Genomic DNA, 15,204 nt, shown 5'->3' with positions numbered 1-15,204 from the left:
CATTCACTCCGCGGCTGCGGCGAGACAGCGATCGATGATCCTGCCGATTTCGCTGCGGCAGGAACCGCAATTGGTTCCGGCGCTCGTTTCCTTGCCTACCTCTTCAACGCTATGGCATCCGCCTCGCACCGCGGCAGCGATCTGGTTGACCCCGACACTGAAGCAGGAGCAGACGGTCGCACCGGGATCCGGTCTGCCGCCGCCGGGACGGCCTGCGACCAGCGCAAAGCGTTTCCTGAGGTCGCCATGCACGACGGAGAGTTGCGAGATTGCCCAGTTGCGAGCAACGGCAACCGGCTCGCGTGCAAGGAACAGAGCGGCAAGCAGGATCTCACCATCGAAGAAGGCGAGCCTCAGGTCGCCGGATTGCCGATCCGCGTACCCCAGCGGTTCGATTGCGGCCGGAATGGCGAAGACCTTCCGGCACCAGGCCATCCAGTCTTCGACAGCCTCGGTGAAGGCAAGCTCAAGCCGCCAACCGCCTGCAGCTTTCGCCACCGCCCAATAGGCCGCGTCGGGTGTGTCCGGTTTGATGGCAGAGACCGCGAATCCGTAATGGGTGGCGCGGAAGGGCCGAACGGCGACGGCAACATTCTTCGACGCCGGCTGGCCGGAAATAGGGTCGGTGATCGGCGCCACCACGGCGTCGATCCGGGCTTTTGCCGCGAACTGATAGTTCCAGTGCATGGGTGCGAAAATGCCGCCGCGCGCCTGGCGGTCGGTCACCAGCGCCCGCACGATCGCTTTGCCCTGGGGGCTCTCGATCTCGACGAGGCCGGCGCTTGATATGCCGGTCTCGATCGCATCGCGCGGATGGATCTCGGCAAAGGGTTCGGCGATATGGGCGGAAAGCCGCGCGCTCTTCCCGGTTCGTGTCATCGTGTGCCACTGATCGCGGATGCGGCCGGTGTTCAGGGTGAAGGAGAAATCGGCATTGGTGCGATCCGTCGCAGGCGGTTTCACCGCGACGAAGCGCGCCTTGCCATCGGGATGAAAAAAGCCACCCTCGGCGAAGAAGCGGGTGACGCCAGGCTCTGTCCCCGCGGGCTGCGGCCATTGAAAGGGCGGCAATTCATCATAAGCGCCACCGCTCGTGCCGGCGTGGGCGCCGATGTCGAAATCGCGGCTGCCGTCATTTTCGAAGGCGGAAAGCGCTGCATGTTCGGCAAAGATTGCATCCGGCGCCTCGAAATCGAAAGCGACGCCAAATCCCATGCGCCGTCCGACCTCCGCAAGCTGCCACCAATCAGCCCTGGCATCGCCGGGGGCATTGAGAAACGGCCGCTGCCTGGAAATGCGACGTTCGGAATTGGTAACGGTACCGTTCTTCTCGCCCCAGCCGAGCGAGGGCAAAACCACATGGGCATGCCGGGTCGTATCCGTGTCTCTCAGAATGTCCGACACGACGACGAAGGGACAGGCGGCGATCGCGCTTTCGACGCTGTCGGCATCCGGCATCGACACAACAGGATTGGTGGCCATGACCCAGAGCGCCTTGATGCGTCCATCGGCCACCGCACGGAACATGTCGACCGCCTTCAAGCCGGGCTTTGCGGCGATGACGGGCGAATTCCAGAAGCGCTGCACGCGGTCGCGGTCATCCGCATTCTCGATCGCCATATGGGCGGCAAGCATATTGGCGAGGCCGCCGACCTCACGCCCGCCCATGGCGTTCGGCTGGCCGGTCAACGAGAACGGTCCCATGCCCGGCCGGCCGATGCGGCCGGTAGCGAGGTGACAGTTTAGGATGGCGTTGACCTTGTCGGTGCCGGAAGAGGATTGGTTGACGCCCTGGCTGTAGCAGGTGACGACCTTCTCGGTCGTCTCGAACAGGCGGAAGAACTCCCTGATCTGCATGGCCGGCAGCCCGGTCCGTTCCAGGAGATCGTTGGTGTCAAGCGCGGCTGCGGCCGCAAAAGCATCGCCGAAACCCTCGGTATGGGCGGCGATATAATTCTGGTCGATCGCCGGGCTTGTCGCAAGATGCGCAAGCAGTCCCATGAACAGCGCGACGTCGCCGTCCGGGCGGATTGCCAGGTGCAGGTCGGCGATATCGCATGTCATCGTCCGGCGCGGATCGATGACTACGATGCGCATGTTGGGCCGTGCCGTCTTTGCGGCGGCAAGCCGCTGGTAGATGACAGGGTGGCACCAGGCGAGGTTGGAGCCGGTCAGGAGCACCAGATCGGCAAGTTCGAGATCCTCATAGGTCCCGGGCACCGTATCGGCGCCGAAAGCACGGCGATGGCCGGCGACGGACGAGGACATGCAGAGCCTGGAATTGGTGTCGATATTGGCTGAGCCGATGAAGCCCTTCATCAGCTTGTTGGCGATGTAATAATCTTCGGTCAGCAGCTGACCCGAGACGTAGAACGCAACCGAATCCGGCCCGTGTTCGGCGATGGTCTCGGAAAAACGCTGTGCGACGAGATCAAGCGCCTCGTCCCAGTCGCTCTTTTCGCCGGATATTTCAGGATGGAGAAGACGGCCGTCGAGATCGATCGTTTCGGCAAGCGCCGAGCCTTTCGAGCAGAGACGGCCGAAATTCGACGGATGCTCGGGATCGCCCTTGATGCTGGCTGCGCCGGCCTCGTCGACCGTGGCAATGACGCCGCAGCCGACGCCGCAATAAGGACAGGTGGTCTTGACCTCTGTCGTCATTTATTCCGCCGCCATCATCAGACTTTCAAGCGCTATGAACAGAGCGCCGTCGTCGTTGCGGACCGGTATGGTCCGCACCGCGCCCTCATCGGCGCCGAGCGCCTTGCCGGTTTCGAGAGAGATCACCCAATTGTGCAGCGGGCAGGTGACGGCCTTGGCGTGCACGATCCCCTGCGACAGCGGCCCGCCCTTGTGCGGGCAGTGATCCTCGATGGCAAAAACCTCGTTTTCCGCCGTGCGGAAGACGGCGATCTTGCCCTGCGGTGTCTTCACGCAGCGCGCGCCGCGCAGGGGGATATCGGAGATGTCACCGATCGGGTGCCAGTTTTCATTGGACCAGGTCATATCAATCTCCTTACTCGGCTGCCTGCGGATAACCGATCGTCGCCATCGGCTTGAATTCATGCTTGTCCTTGCCGGAGACACGCTCAGACCAGGGATCGACCTGGGCGAATTTCTGGGAGAAGACAAAGCGGTCGTAATAGGCTTTACGCTTTTCGGCATCACCCATGATCTGGCGGCGGATTTCCTCCAGGCCGATGCGCTTGGCCCATTTGTAGATGCGTTCGAGGTAGCGGGCCTGCTCGCGATACATCTGCGTCAGGGCCACGATATGCTCCAGCGCCTCGTCTTCGGTCTTTACAAGCCCGAGAACCTCGGTGCCCTTGATGTCGAGACCGGCCGCACCGGCGAAATGGATCTCGAAACCGGAATCGACGCAGATTACGCCGATATCCTTGCAGGTTGCTTCCGCGCAGTTGCGCGGGCAGCCGGAGACAGCCATCTTCAGCTTGGCCGGTGTCCAGGAACCCCACATGAATTTCTCGATACGAATGCCGAGACCGGTGGAATCCTGGGTGCCGAAACGGCACCAGTCCGAACCGACGCAGGTCTTCACGGTACGCAGACCCTTGGCATAGGCCTGGCCGGAGACGAAGCCGGCCTTCCCGAGATCGGCCCAGACGGCTGGAAGGTCTTCCTTCTCCACTCCAAGCAGGTCGATGCGCTGGCCGCCTGTGACCTTCACCATCGGGATGGCAAACTTGTCGACGACATCGGCGATGGCGCGAAGCTCGTTCGACGAGGTGACGCCGCCCCACATGCGCGGAACAACGGAGTAGGTACCGTCCTTTTGAATGTTGGCGTGGACGCGCTCGTTGATGAAGCGTGACTGGTAGTCGTCGGCATATTCGTCCGGCCAGTCGCAGACGAGGTAATAGTTGAGCGCCGGCCGACATTTGGCGCAGCCGCAGGAGGTCTTCCATTCCAGCTCCTGCATGATGGCAGGGATGCTCTTCAAGCCCTTGGCTTTGATCAGGCGGCGGACGTCGTCATGCCCGAGTTCGGTGCAGGTGCACATCGGCTGCACGGCTGCCGGGTTGTAACTGTCGCCGAGCGTCAGCGCCATCAGTTGCTCGACGAGACCGGTGCACGAGCCGCACGAGGCCGATGCCTTCGTATGGGCGCGCACGTCGTCAAGCGACGTCAGTCCCTTGCTCGTGATCGTCGAAGTGATCTTGCCCTTGCATACGCCGTTGCAGCCACAGATTTCCGCGTCATCCGGCAAGGCTGCAACGGCCGCCATAGGGTCCAGCGGTGACCCTCCCTGATAGGCCTGTCCGAAGATCAGCGTCTCGCGCATCTCCGAAATATCGGTCGCCTTCTTCTTCAGGTCGTTGAACCAGGCGCCGTCGGTGGTTTCGCCGTAAAGCACGGTGCCGATGATCTTGTTGTCCTTGAGGACCAGGCGCTTGTAGATGCCGGCGCTGGCATCGCGCAGCACGATCTCTTCGCGATCGTCGCCATCGGCAAAGTCGCCGAGCGAATAAAGCTCGATGCCGGTGACCTTGAGCTTGGTCGGCGTGTCGGCGTGAACGAAGGCAGGCGAGCGATCGCCGGAAAGATGCGCCGCGGCGACACGGGCCATTTCATAAAGCGGGGCGACGAGGCCATAGACCATGCCGCCCACCTCGGCGCATTCGCCAAGCGCAAGGATATCGCCGTCTGAGGTCTGCATGCCGGCATCGACGACGATGCCGCGGTTGACTGCAAGGCCGGCGTCTTTCGCCAGGCCGACATTCGGCCGGATGCCGACGGCCATGACGACGAGCGTCGCCGGGATAATGCGGCCGTCATCGAGCTCGATGCCCTCGACCCTGCCGTTGCCGATGATCGCCTTGGTATTGGCCTTGCAGATGACCTTGATGCCGCGTTCCTCGACCGCCTTCTGCAGGAGATAACCGGCGGCCGGATCGAGCTGGCGCTCCATCAGCGTCGGCATGACGTGCAGGACGGTGACGTCCATGCCGCGCTGGGCAAGGCCAGCGGCCGCTTCGAGGCCGAGCAGGCCGCCGCCGATGACGACGGCCTTTTCGCGCGACTGGGCGGCAAGCAGCATCGCCTGCACGTCATCGAGGTCGCGATATGTGATAACGCCGGGCAGATCCTTGCCGGGAACCGGGATGATGAACGGCACCGAACCGGTTGCGATCACGAGCTTGTCGTAGCTTTCGGTAACGCCGTGGTCTGACGTGACGGTCTTGGCGGCGCGATCGATATTGACGATCCTGTGGCCCTTGTAGAGCGTGATGCCGTGCTTGATATACCAGCCGTCACCATGAATGATGATCTGCTCGTAGTCCTTTTCGCCGGAGAGAACCGGCGACAGCATGATGCGGTCGTAATTGACGCGCGGCTCGGCATTGAAGATCGTCACTTCATAGCGTCCGGGCGCCCGTTCGAAGAGGTGCTCCAGCATGCGCCCGGGCGCCATGCCATTGCCGATGATAACAAGTTTTTCAGTCATATTTCAGGTCCTTGGATCAGGTTGCAGGCACGGGCGCAGAGTGCCCTTGGCGTGACAATTGCTTGACAGACAGGTGCATCCAGATGAGCGAGATCGCCACGATCGCGAAGAGCAGCAGGAAGCAGCTGGACCAAAGGCCGGTCATGTCCTTGAGGAGGCCAAAGGCGATCGGCAGAATGAAGCCGCCGAGCCCGCCCATCATGCCGACGATGCCGCCGACGGCGCCGACGCTGTCGGGATAATAGGCCGGAATGTGCTTGTAGACGGCGGCCTTGCCGAGGCTCATGAAGAAGCCGAGCACGAAGATGACGACGATGAAGATGACCGGCGTGATCGCTGTGGCCGGCAGCGAAAGGATGAGGGTGGCCACAGCCGACACGGCAAACATCGCGTACATGACGCTGCGCGCGCCTTTCTTGTCCGACAGGACGCCGCCGAAGGCGCGGAAGATGCTGCCCGGGATGGAGTAGGCGGCAGCGATCATGCCGGCCGTTTCCAGGTTGAAGCCGTAGACGCCGACGAGATAGCGCGGCAGCCACAAGGACAGGGCGACGAAGCCGCCGAAGGCGAAGAAATAATAGAGCGAGAAGCGCCAGACCTGAACGTTCTGCAGCGGCGCGAATTCCTGGACCAAGCTCTTGGAAGCGGCGCCGCGCTCGCGCCGAAGGCGGAAGGCCGGATCATCTGTCGTGGTGAACCAGAAGACGATGGCCATCAGCGCCAGGCCGACGGCCCAGATCTCGGCAACCGCCTCCCAGCCCCATGCGATGAGCACGAAGGGGGCTGCAAATTTGGTGACGGCCGCGCCGACGTTGCCGGCGCCGAAGATACCGAGCGCCGTTCCCTGTTTCTCCGCCGGGAAGAAAGGCGAGACATAGGCGACGCCGACTGCGAAGGAGCCGCCGGCAAGGCCGACACCGAGGCCGGCGATCAGCATCTGCGTATAAGTGTGGGCGTAGGAGAGAAGGAAGGTCGCCAATGCGGCGGCGAGCATCGTCAGCGTGTAGACGAGACGGCCGCCGTACCGTCCCGTCCAGATGCCGAGAACGATGCGCACGATCGAACCGGTCAGAACGGGGGTGCCAATCAGCAACCCGAACTCAGCCTCGTTCAGGTTGAGCTCTTGCTTGATGCGAATGCCGATGATGGCGAAGATCGTCCAGACGGCAAAACAGAGGGTGAAGGCCACAGTGGAGATCCACAGTGCTTTGGCTGGTTCGCCGGTTGACATGGGCTGCACTTTCTCAATGGCAGACATAGCTTCTCCGTGGCCCGACAAGGTCGTGCCGATCCATTGCTGGGGGTTAAAACAAAAAGCCGCTGGTCAGGACGCGCTAGCACGAGGCGCGCGAATATCCTGATCAGCGGCTTTGCTGGTGGCGCCCGCCGTTGGACGCCCAATCATTGGCCTTCCGGCCTATCTATCTCGATGCAATCCCATCGCGGGTTGCTGAACATTTGATCCACTGCGACTATGGCCGCAACGTAATTCCTGTCTCTTTATGAGCGCCTGCATGTGCCCATTCCGCGCCGATCGCCCTTGATCCGCGCAACATAAGCGATGCAAGCACCGTGCCAATTCTCTCGCGTTTACCCAACCGGTTGAAATACAAGTATCTTCGAGCGATATGCGTCCTGCCTGTTTTTCATGCTGCGAGTGGAGTGTGCAAATCTTTTGGGCTTTGCGGGTAGGACAGGTGCCGATCCTGCTGGCGTTTTGTGCAAACCGGCGACATCAGATTTCGTCGTTGCCGCGGGTGAAGGGAAGGGCGCTCTTGACCGCGAAGCTCGCGACATAAGCCGGCAGTTCCGAGGGATCGAAGACTTGGCCATCCATGAAGCGGTCGCCTTCTTCGCCGCCCTCGACGCGGATGTCGGCGTCAACGGGGGCGTTATCGTCGCCGAGAGCAGCCCGGTAGAGATCCGGTCGGTAGGCGGAGGTCGCGGCCCGCGCCTTGTTGAGGCTGGTCTCTGCCTGCCCCCAGCGGATCATCTGGCTGTAGATCCACAGTGCGTGGCTCGGCCTCGGATAGTTGGCGAAGCCGGAATGGAACTGGAAATAATCCGGAATGACGCGCCAGTTGCCGTTGGCATCGAGGCTGAATTCGCCGGCGAGCACACGGCGGATGATATCGACCGGGGCGGCGATGTAACGGGGGTCGGCAAGCGCGGCCGCCAGCGCGTCGTGATTCTCCGACCGGTCGCACCAGCGGGCGGCCGCATCGAGCGCCACGATCAGCCTGGAAACGGTTTCCGGATGGCTTTCCGCCCAGTCCGGCCGCATGCCGATCACCTTTTCCGGAGCTGAAGGCCAGATATCCTGTTTGGCGGCGACGATACGCCCGAGGCCCCGCTCAGAGGCAACCATGTTCCACGGGGCGCCGACGCAGAATCCGTCGATCGCGCCGGCTGCCAGGGCATCCGACGTCATGGGTGGCGGCACAACGACAAGCTTGACGTCCTTGTCGGGATCGATGCCGCCGGCTGCCAGCCAGTATCGGAATTCATAATTGTGGGAGGAGAAGGGATAAGTAACTCCGAAGGTCGGCATCGGCTCTCCGCGCGCCGTCATTGCCGCCAATACCTTTGCCAGCGCACGGGCATTGTCGAGCGCGCTTGCTGTTTCCGCCAATCCGGCGTCATCCCGCATGCGGGCGAAGAGCCGCGCCGACAACGTGATTGCGTTGCCCCCGCGGCCCAGTGAGAACGGCGTGATCGTCGGCGAGGGGTTGGAGCCGAGGCCGAGCATGGAGGCTACGGGCATCGGCGACAGCATATGGGCGATATCGAACTGACGAAATGCGAGGCGATCGCGCATGTTTGCCCAGGAGACGTCCTTGACGAGGTCGAGCGTCAGGCCCTCCCTCTGGGCAAAACCGAATTCGGCTGCGGCAATCAACACCGATGCATCGACAAGCGGAATGAATCCCGCTCGCAACACCTTCGGTCCTTCGTTTTTCCCACGCAGGGGCGAGGGCAGCCCGCCGCCGCTGAATTTGGCGGTATTTGTCATCATGTCCACTCCGGTTTCCTCCGGATATTCGCGAGTTCCGCCATCACATCAGAAGTCCCGCGGCGGTCACGACGCTCTGGGCGATTTCCGACATCTTCTTTTTTTCGTTCATCGCCGTCTGGCGCAGCAGGGCGAAGGCCTCCTCTTCGGACAGGCCTCGCATCTTCATGAGTATTCCTTTGGCGCGTTCGATGAGCTTGCGTTCCTCAAGCGCCGAGCGGGCATCTGCAAGTTCCCGCTGCAGCCTGCTGAAGGCGTTGAAGCGGCTGACGGCCATGTCGAGGATCGGTTTGACGCGTTCCTTCTTCAGTCCGTCGACGATATAGGCCGAGACGCCGGCATCGACGGCAGCCTCGATCGAGGCCGTATCGGAGCGATCGACGAACATGGCGATCGGGCGGCTGACCGTGCGCGTCAGCTGGAACAGATGTTCCATCATGTCGCGGTTGGGATTCTCGATATCGATGATAATCACGTCGGGCATCAGCGTTTCGATCGTTCGCGCGATGCCGTTGACCTCATGCACCACGGTGACGCGCGCATGTCCTGCCTCGCGCAGTCCTTCCTCGATGATGGAGGCGCGTATGGCATTTTCGTCGATCACCAGAATTGTCAGATCGCGATGCGTCATTCGTATAGTTATGACGCGCTGCAACAATATTGCAAGTGTTCGCCTGAAAAATGTGCGATAGCGTATGTGCATAAAAATTAATCAGATTGCCGTGCTTTCGCGCGGAATCAAGGCATAGCCCAAGTCGATCTGCTCCCCTTTAAAGACGGCGGAGGACGTTAGGGCGGCGAGGACCTTTTCAGCGGCCAGTTTTCCGGTTTCGAAACGCCGGGTCACGACCGAAGAGAGGGAGGGCGCAGCGCAGGCGGCGAATTCCAAATCGTGAAATCCCATGATCGCTATGTCATCCGGCACGCGTATGCCGCGTTTGCGGCACTCCTGCATGGCGCCGAGGGCCAGATTGTCATCCGTGCAGAAGATCGCCTCCGGAATTTCGCCATGGTCACATGTGATGGCGAAGAGATCGGAGCCGAGCGCGACCGAGCTGTGGCGCGGCTTCTCGGCGATGATCTGGAGGCTCGGCAGATCCGCCTGTTGCATCGCCAGTCGGTAGCCGTCGAAACGGGACTGGGCGCGGTGGTCGAGATTGCCGGTCAGGAAGGCAATCCGGCGGAAGCCACGTTCGATCAGATGCCGGGCGGCGGTTTGTCCGGCCTGCTCTTGGGACATGCCAATGTTGAGATCAATGGGATCCGCTGAAAGCTCGAAGGTCTCGACCACGGGGAGATGTGCTTGAGCAAGAAGCTGCCGCGATAGAAGCGTGTGATGCGTGCCGGTGATGATAATCGCCTCCACCCTCTGTCCGAGAAGAGCCTTGATGGCATTTTCCTCCTCGATCTCGGAATAGCGGCTGTTGACGACGATGAGCTGGAATCCTGCGGCGACGAGAACGTCGTGAAGCGCGAACAGATATTCTGCAAAGATCACGTTGTATAGGGTCGGAACAATCACGCCGATCGCATGCGTGCGCGAGGAGGCAAGGCGGCTTGCCGCTATATTCGGAATGTAGCCGAGTTCCTTGACGGCGGCATCGACGCGCAGCCGCAGGGCAGGCGAGACCGCATTGGGCTTGCGCAGTGCTCTTGAAACCGTGATCGGGCTGACCCCGGCGAGATCAGCAACGTCATCAAGGGTTATTCGCCGCATCATGTTCTGCCGCTCGTTTAGAGACATCGGTTGCATATTTTTCAACAGTAAGAATCTGCCAAAACTATAGTTGACAGCGCTAGCAAATGCGATTTGACAGCGCTGTCAACTATGTTAATTTGAAATTGCACCGGAAAATAGGGATGGAATCTTTCCGGGCCAAATATGCACATCAAAAGCATTAGAAGAGGCGGCTAAGTCCGCCTGAGGAGGAGAACATTCATGCATAAGGTGGAGAAAGCTAAATTCGCCCGTCTCGCGGCGTTTTCGGTGTCGGCATTTGCCTTGCTGTGTGGCGCGGCCAGCGCGGAACCGAAGGTCGTGTCCGGCCCGGCCGCCGACCCCGGCTGCATGGTGCCGTGGGCAGCGGACACACAGTTCTTGCAATATCCGAAGAAGGAAGGTCCCTATCGTATCGCACTGGCCAACGGCTACATCGCCAATACTTGGCGTATTCAGATGGTCCAGACGGCTAAGGCCTATGCCGCTCAACCCGATGTCGCCGCCAAGCTCAAAGAATTTAAGGTTGTTTCGACGGGCGAGGACGTGCCGGCCCAGATTTCAGCCATCAACAACTTCATTGATGCCGGTTACGACGCCATTGTGGTCAACGCGCAGAATCCCACCGCCTTCGGCCCGGTGATTAAGCGCGCCAAGCAGGCCGGTGTTATACTCGTCGCGTTCGACAATATCCTCGACACCAAGGACGCGATCAACGTCAACGTCGATCAGAAGGGGCTCGGCGTCCTCTGGGCCGACTGGCTGATCAAACATCTTCCGAACGGCGGCAAGGTGCTTGAGGTGCGCGGCGTCGCCGGCACCTCGGTCGATACGGATCGTCACAATGGTATTCACGAAACCCTGGACGCCTCCGGCAAGAAATTCACAGTCACTGAAGTGGTCGGAAAATGGGACGACGGCGTTGCTCAGAAAGCGACTGCCGATGCGATCGCCACCAACGGTCCGTTCGACGGTATCACCGCCCAGGGCGGCGATACCGGCGTCGTGCAGGCGATGATCGATGCAAAACATCCCTTTGTGCCATTCGGCGGTGAGACGGAAAACGGCTTTCGCAAATTCTGCGCCGCCCATGCCGCCGATGGTTTGAAATGTTCGTCCGCCGGAACGGGACCGGCCCAGGTTGCGGTTGCCATCAAGACCGCGATCGCAGCGCTTGAGGGGCAGGTCGTGCCGCAGGCCATCAAGCTCCCGACTGCGCTGGTTTCTGACCCGGATTTCAAAGAGGGTCAGGACTATTATCCAACCCAATCCGACAACTTCTTCGTCGGCAACTCTTTCCCGACCTGCGGCATTAATTTCACGGCCCAGGAAATCATGGGACAGTCGAAAGAGAACCAATAGCAGCCTTCCGCGGATTTGATTGCGGGTGTTCGCACCCGCAATCTTGGCCGTGACAGAGCAAACGGAGGCTGGACGCATGACTTTGTCCGAACCGATTTTCCGCATGGAAGGCATATCGAAGCGCTATGGCGGAGCCGTCGCGCTTAAGGATGCCGACATCGCCATTCGGCCAGGGGCGATTCATGCCGTCCTTGGCGAGAACGGCGCAGGCAAGTCCACACTGATCAAGATCATGGCGGGCGTCGTGGCGCCGGACGAAGGGCGCATGCTGCTTGATGGGAAGGAGATTACCTTTGCCTCACCTGCAGCGGCCAATGCAGCCGGCATCGTCTGCGTCTTCCAGGAACTGTCGCTCATTCCCGATCTCTCGGTCGCGGACAACATCGCCATCAGCCACCCGCCGCAGAGGTTCGGCATGATAGACCGGCGCGCCCAGCGGCGGATCGCTGAGGAAGCGCTCGCCCGCGCCGGCGCGTCCGACATCCATCCCTCGGTTTTGGTCAAAGACCTGCCGTTGTCTCGACGACAGATGGTAGAGATTGCCAAGGCCCTTGCCCGCAAGCCGCGACTGATGATCCTGGATGAGGCAACATCGGCGCTGACGCAAGCGGATGTCGAGAAAGTGTTTGCCGTGCTCAAGCGCCTGCGCGCCGAAGGGATGGCGCTAATCTACATCTCTCACCGCATGCACGAAATCGCCCAACTGGCCGATGACTGCACAGTCTTCCGCAACGGCCGTAGCATCGAATCCTACCCGGCGGGCACCAAGAGGGACCAGCAGGTAGTCGAACTGATGATCGGTCGTGAATACACCAACGTCTTCCCGCCGAAGCCCGCGCATCGACCGGAGAAAAAACCGATCCTTTCCTGCCGCGATCTTTCCTGGGGCGATCGGCTCTCCGGCATCACTTTCGACATTCGGCCGGGCGAGATCATCGGCCTCGGCGGACTGGACGGGCAGGGGCAGCGTGATTTGCTGCTGGCCTTCTTCGGCGTGCTGCGTGACTTGAAAGGGGAGATCGCGATCGACGGCGTCCCGGTCAGACTGAAGAGTCCCCGTCATGCCAAGTCTGACGGCATATCCATGGCGTTGATCCCCGAGGACAGGAAGACCGAAGGGTTGATGCTGCCGATGACCGTGCGCGAGAACCTCTCGATTGCAGCTCTCGACCGGGTTTCGCGGAATGGCGTCATCGATCGACCAGCCGAGCGTCGCGAAATCGACGACCTGTTCAAGCTTTTGGCAATCAAGGCTGCGACGATCGACATGCCCGTTGCAGGCCTCTCCGGCGGTAACCAGCAGAAGGTGGTCATTGCCAAATGGCTGATGAACCGGCCGCGCATCATCCTTCTCAACGATCCGACGCGCGGCATAGACGTCGGCACCAAGCAGGAAATCTATCTGCTGCTGCGCAAGCTTGCGGATGCCGGAGCGGCGATCATCTTCTACTCCACCGACTATGACGAACTGATCGGCTGCTGCGACCGGGTACTCGTCATGTATGATGGAAGCATTGTCCGCGAGCTCGAAGGCGCCGATATCAACGAGCATGAGCTGATCGGCGCCGCGCTCAATATCGGCGGCGACCACGCACAACAGAGGGCAGCGCCATGACCAGACTGGCTTTCGGCGAACGACGGTTTTGGTATGCGCAACAGAAGGGGACGTTGTTTGCCGCACTGCTCTTCGTCGCCATGTTCGCCCTCTACGTTTCGAACCACCCGGCGGGTTTTACCACCAACGTTGTGCAGACGGCATCGAACAAGGCGACGCTGCTTGCCTTTGTTGCGATGGCCCAGTGCCTGGTTGTCATCACCGCCGGCATTGACCTTTCGGCCGGCATGGTATTGGTCCTCTGCAATTGCCTTGCCTCCTGGCTGGTCGTCGGAACGCCGCTGGAGACGGCGGCGGGCGTCGTCGTGGTGCTGCTTGCCGGCCTCGGTTGCGGCATGCTGAACGGGCTCATCATTATCTTCGGCCGGCTGCAGCCGATCGTCACGACGATTGCGACTAGCGCGATTTTCTACGGCTTAGCGCTATTGCTGCGGCCGACTCCGGGAGGCTCAGTCAACGAGGATCTAGCCGATGCGTTTACCTCAAAGCTTTTCGGGGTCGTTCCGGCAAGCCTCGCCGTCCTTCTCGCAGTTATCATCGTTATCTGGATACCGTTCAGCCGCTCGACCATAGGCAGGGCAGCCTATGCCGTCGGTTCGGCCGAGAATGCCGCCTTCATGTCGGCGATGCCGGTCAAGCGGGCAAAACTTGCCGCCTATGCCTTGGCCGGACTTCTTTCGGCGATCGGCGGGCTCTATCTCACCTTCTTCTCCTATACCGGCGAAGCGGCTCTGGCGAGTGGCAATGCCTACACACTCTATTCGATTGCGGCGGTGGTGCTCGGCGGCGTTTCCCTCGCGGGCGGCAAGGGAAGTGCTGTCGGCGCCGTTTTCGGAGCTTTGGCATTTCGAACGATCGGCGACCTGCTGTTCGTCTTCGATTTCGATCCGCTTTGGCAGCCGCTATTCCAGGGCGTCGTGTTGATGCTGGCGATCAGCATCGGCTGCATCGGCCTTTCCAGGGTTCGCAATCGGCTGGAGTGGTTTCAATGAGCGAGGAAACAACCTTGCGGCAGCTTCGAGTGCCGGCACGGCTGCGTGGCGTCGATCCGGCGGTGGCAACCGCTTTCGGATGCATCATCCTGCTTCTGCTCGCCGGATCGATCTACTCGCGAAATTTCTTGTCGCCCGAGTATCTCCTGCAGCAGCTGAAGGTCGCCTCCTTCCTCGGGGTCATCGCCACCGGCATGATGGCGGTAATCTTGCTCGGCCAGATCGACCTTTCTGTGCCATGGGTGATAACGACAGGCGCAATGATGGCCTGCGCCGCGACGTCATATGGAGCGACCGGTTCGGTTCTGGCGATCCCCTTCGGCATTTTCTGCGGTTGCGCGATCGGTCTCGTCAATGGCTTGGCCGTCGGCTATCTTCGCATTCCCTCGATGATCATCACGTTGGCCAGCAATGCTGTCGCGCAAGGGCTGATGGTCGTTTACACCGGCGGCTTCTCCCCGCAGGATTCCGCCTCGCCGGCCATGCGATTCCTTGCGGCCGGATACACGGTTCCTGGGCTGCCGAACGGTGTTCTGGTCTGGTTCTTGATCGGTCTCCTTGCGGTCTTCATGCTGACGCGCACAACCTTCGGTCGATCGCTTTACGCTATCGGAAACCGCGAGCGCGCTGCTTATATGTCCGGGATCGACACACGCCGTATCACACTTCTCGCATTCGTCATGTCAGGCGGCCTCAGTGCGCTCGGCGGGGTTCTGTTGGCGGGTTATGCATCGAAGGCGTCGCAATCCATGGGCGACGCTTATCTGTTGCCCTCGATTGCAGCCGTCGTCCTCGGGGGTACTCACGTGCTCGGCGGCAAAGGGTCGTACCTCGGGACGGTTGCCGGCGTTATCTTGATCACGCTGCTGCAATCAATTCTTTCCGTGATGCAGATCGAGGAGGCAGGCCGCCAACTCATTTACGGCGCCGTCATCATCAGCATGCTTCTGCTTTACGGCCGCCAGCGGCCGGCCTGACGGGCATAGTCGTGCCGAACTGCAGAGAGCACCGCATCCGGCGCAGGTATGGCGGTCGGTT

11 protein-coding genes are annotated in these 15,204 nt (G+C 61.0%); 4 read left to right on the top strand and 7 right to left on the bottom strand.

What is annotated here, in order from left to right; all coding sequences use genetic code 11:
- Positions 1-3: 3 nt before the first annotated feature.
- From CO660_RS10940 to CO660_RS10910, 7 genes are all read right to left on the bottom strand, one after another.
- Positions 4-2,661 carry a nitrate reductase gene (locus CO660_RS10940; protein ID WP_097598686.1) on the bottom strand — a complete coding sequence of 886 codons (2,658 nt, stop codon included), beginning with the start codon at positions 2,659-2,661 and terminating at the stop codon, positions 4-6.
- Positions 2,662-3,006, bottom strand: a complete 345-nt coding sequence (gene nirD, locus CO660_RS10935; RefSeq protein ID WP_097598685.1) for a nitrite reductase small subunit NirD — start codon at positions 3,004-3,006, stop codon at positions 2,662-2,664. It abuts the gene before it with no gap.
- A gap of 10 nt (positions 3,007-3,016) precedes the next feature.
- Positions 3,017-5,467 carry a nitrite reductase large subunit NirB gene (gene nirB / locus CO660_RS10930; RefSeq protein ID WP_097598684.1) on the bottom strand — a complete coding sequence of 817 codons (2,451 nt, stop codon included), beginning with the start codon at positions 5,465-5,467 and terminating at the stop codon, positions 3,017-3,019.
- Between the two features lie 16 nt (positions 5,468-5,483).
- On the bottom strand, positions 5,484-6,725 hold the full coding sequence (locus CO660_RS10925) for a nitrate/nitrite transporter (protein WP_097598683.1): 1,242 nt from the start codon (positions 6,723-6,725) through the stop codon (positions 5,484-5,486).
- 477 nt (positions 6,726-7,202) lie between these two features.
- On the bottom strand, positions 7,203-8,489 hold the full coding sequence (locus CO660_RS10920; RefSeq protein WP_176536266.1) for a CmpA/NrtA family ABC transporter substrate-binding protein: 1,287 nt from the start codon (positions 8,487-8,489) through the stop codon (positions 7,203-7,205).
- Positions 8,490-8,523: 34 nt separating this feature from the next.
- Entirely contained in the window at positions 8,524-9,111 is a 588-nt protein-coding gene (locus tag CO660_RS10915; RefSeq protein WP_085777901.1) for an ANTAR domain-containing response regulator, read from the bottom strand.
- An 81-nt stretch (positions 9,112-9,192) separates the two neighbouring features.
- Positions 9,193-10,197 carry a LacI family DNA-binding transcriptional regulator gene (locus tag CO660_RS10910; protein ID WP_097598681.1) on the bottom strand — a complete coding sequence of 335 codons (1,005 nt, stop codon included), beginning with the start codon at positions 10,195-10,197 and terminating at the stop codon, positions 9,193-9,195.
- A gap of 222 nt (positions 10,198-10,419) precedes the next feature.
- Here CO660_RS10910 and CO660_RS10905 point away from each other — a divergent pair, with 222 nt between their 5' ends.
- The 4 genes from CO660_RS10905 (at position 10,420) to CO660_RS10890 (ending at position 15,143) form a co-directional block, all read left to right on the top strand.
- The gene (locus CO660_RS10905; RefSeq protein WP_097598680.1) at positions 10,420-11,559 is read left to right on the top strand and encodes a sugar ABC transporter substrate-binding protein; all 1,140 of its coding nucleotides are present in this window, start codon (positions 10,420-10,422) and stop codon (positions 11,557-11,559) included.
- Positions 11,560-11,635: 76 nt separating this feature from the next.
- The gene (locus tag CO660_RS10900; protein WP_097598679.1) at positions 11,636-13,174 is read left to right on the top strand and encodes a sugar ABC transporter ATP-binding protein; all 1,539 of its coding nucleotides are present in this window, start codon (positions 11,636-11,638) and stop codon (positions 13,172-13,174) included.
- The gene (locus CO660_RS10895) at positions 13,171-14,166 is read left to right on the top strand and encodes an ABC transporter permease (protein WP_097598678.1); all 996 of its coding nucleotides are present in this window, start codon (positions 13,171-13,173) and stop codon (positions 14,164-14,166) included. Before CO660_RS10900 ends, CO660_RS10895 begins: the two co-directional genes overlap by 4 nt.
- Positions 14,163-15,143 carry an ABC transporter permease gene (locus tag CO660_RS10890; RefSeq protein ID WP_097598677.1) on the top strand — a complete coding sequence of 327 codons (981 nt, stop codon included), beginning with the start codon at positions 14,163-14,165 and terminating at the stop codon, positions 15,141-15,143. Before CO660_RS10895 ends, CO660_RS10890 begins: the two co-directional genes overlap by 4 nt.
- Positions 15,144-15,204: the final 61 nt, after the last annotated feature.

The organism is Rhizobium sp. L9 (genome assembly GCF_002531885.1).
GTDB lineage: Bacteria > Pseudomonadota > Alphaproteobacteria > Rhizobiales > Rhizobiaceae > Rhizobium.
This window is presented reverse-complemented; position numbering and strand designations above follow the sequence as displayed.

What these genes read in the sequence shown, in the direction of transcription:
- CO660_RS10940 (WP_097598686.1), bottom strand. Translation starts at nt 2,661, where the DNA reads ATGACGACAGAGGTCAAGACCACCTGTCCTTATTGCGGCGTCGGCTGC.
- nirD (WP_097598685.1), bottom strand. Translation starts at nt 3,006, where the DNA reads ATGACCTGGTCCAATGAAAACTGGCACCCGATCGGTGACATCTCCGAT.
- nirB (WP_097598684.1), bottom strand. Translation starts at nt 5,467, where the DNA reads ATGACTGAAAAACTTGTTATCATCGGCAATGGCATGGCGCCCGGGCGC.
- CO660_RS10925 (WP_097598683.1), bottom strand. Translation starts at nt 6,725, where the DNA reads ATGTCTGCCATTGAGAAAGTGCAGCCCATGTCAACCGGCGAACCAGCC.
- CO660_RS10915 (WP_085777901.1), bottom strand. Translation starts at nt 9,111, where the DNA reads ATGACGCATCGCGATCTGACAATTCTGGTGATCGACGAAAATGCCATA.
- CO660_RS10910 (WP_097598681.1), bottom strand. Translation starts at nt 10,197, where the DNA reads ATGCGGCGAATAACCCTTGATGACGTTGCTGATCTCGCCGGGGTCAGC.
- CO660_RS10905 (WP_097598680.1), top strand. Translation starts at nt 10,420, where the DNA reads ATGCATAAGGTGGAGAAAGCTAAATTCGCCCGTCTCGCGGCGTTTTCG.
- CO660_RS10900 (WP_097598679.1), top strand. Translation starts at nt 11,636, where the DNA reads ATGACTTTGTCCGAACCGATTTTCCGCATGGAAGGCATATCGAAGCGC.
- CO660_RS10895 (WP_097598678.1), top strand. Translation starts at nt 13,171, where the DNA reads ATGACCAGACTGGCTTTCGGCGAACGACGGTTTTGGTATGCGCAACAG.
- CO660_RS10890 (WP_097598677.1), top strand. Translation starts at nt 14,163, where the DNA reads ATGAGCGAGGAAACAACCTTGCGGCAGCTTCGAGTGCCGGCACGGCTG.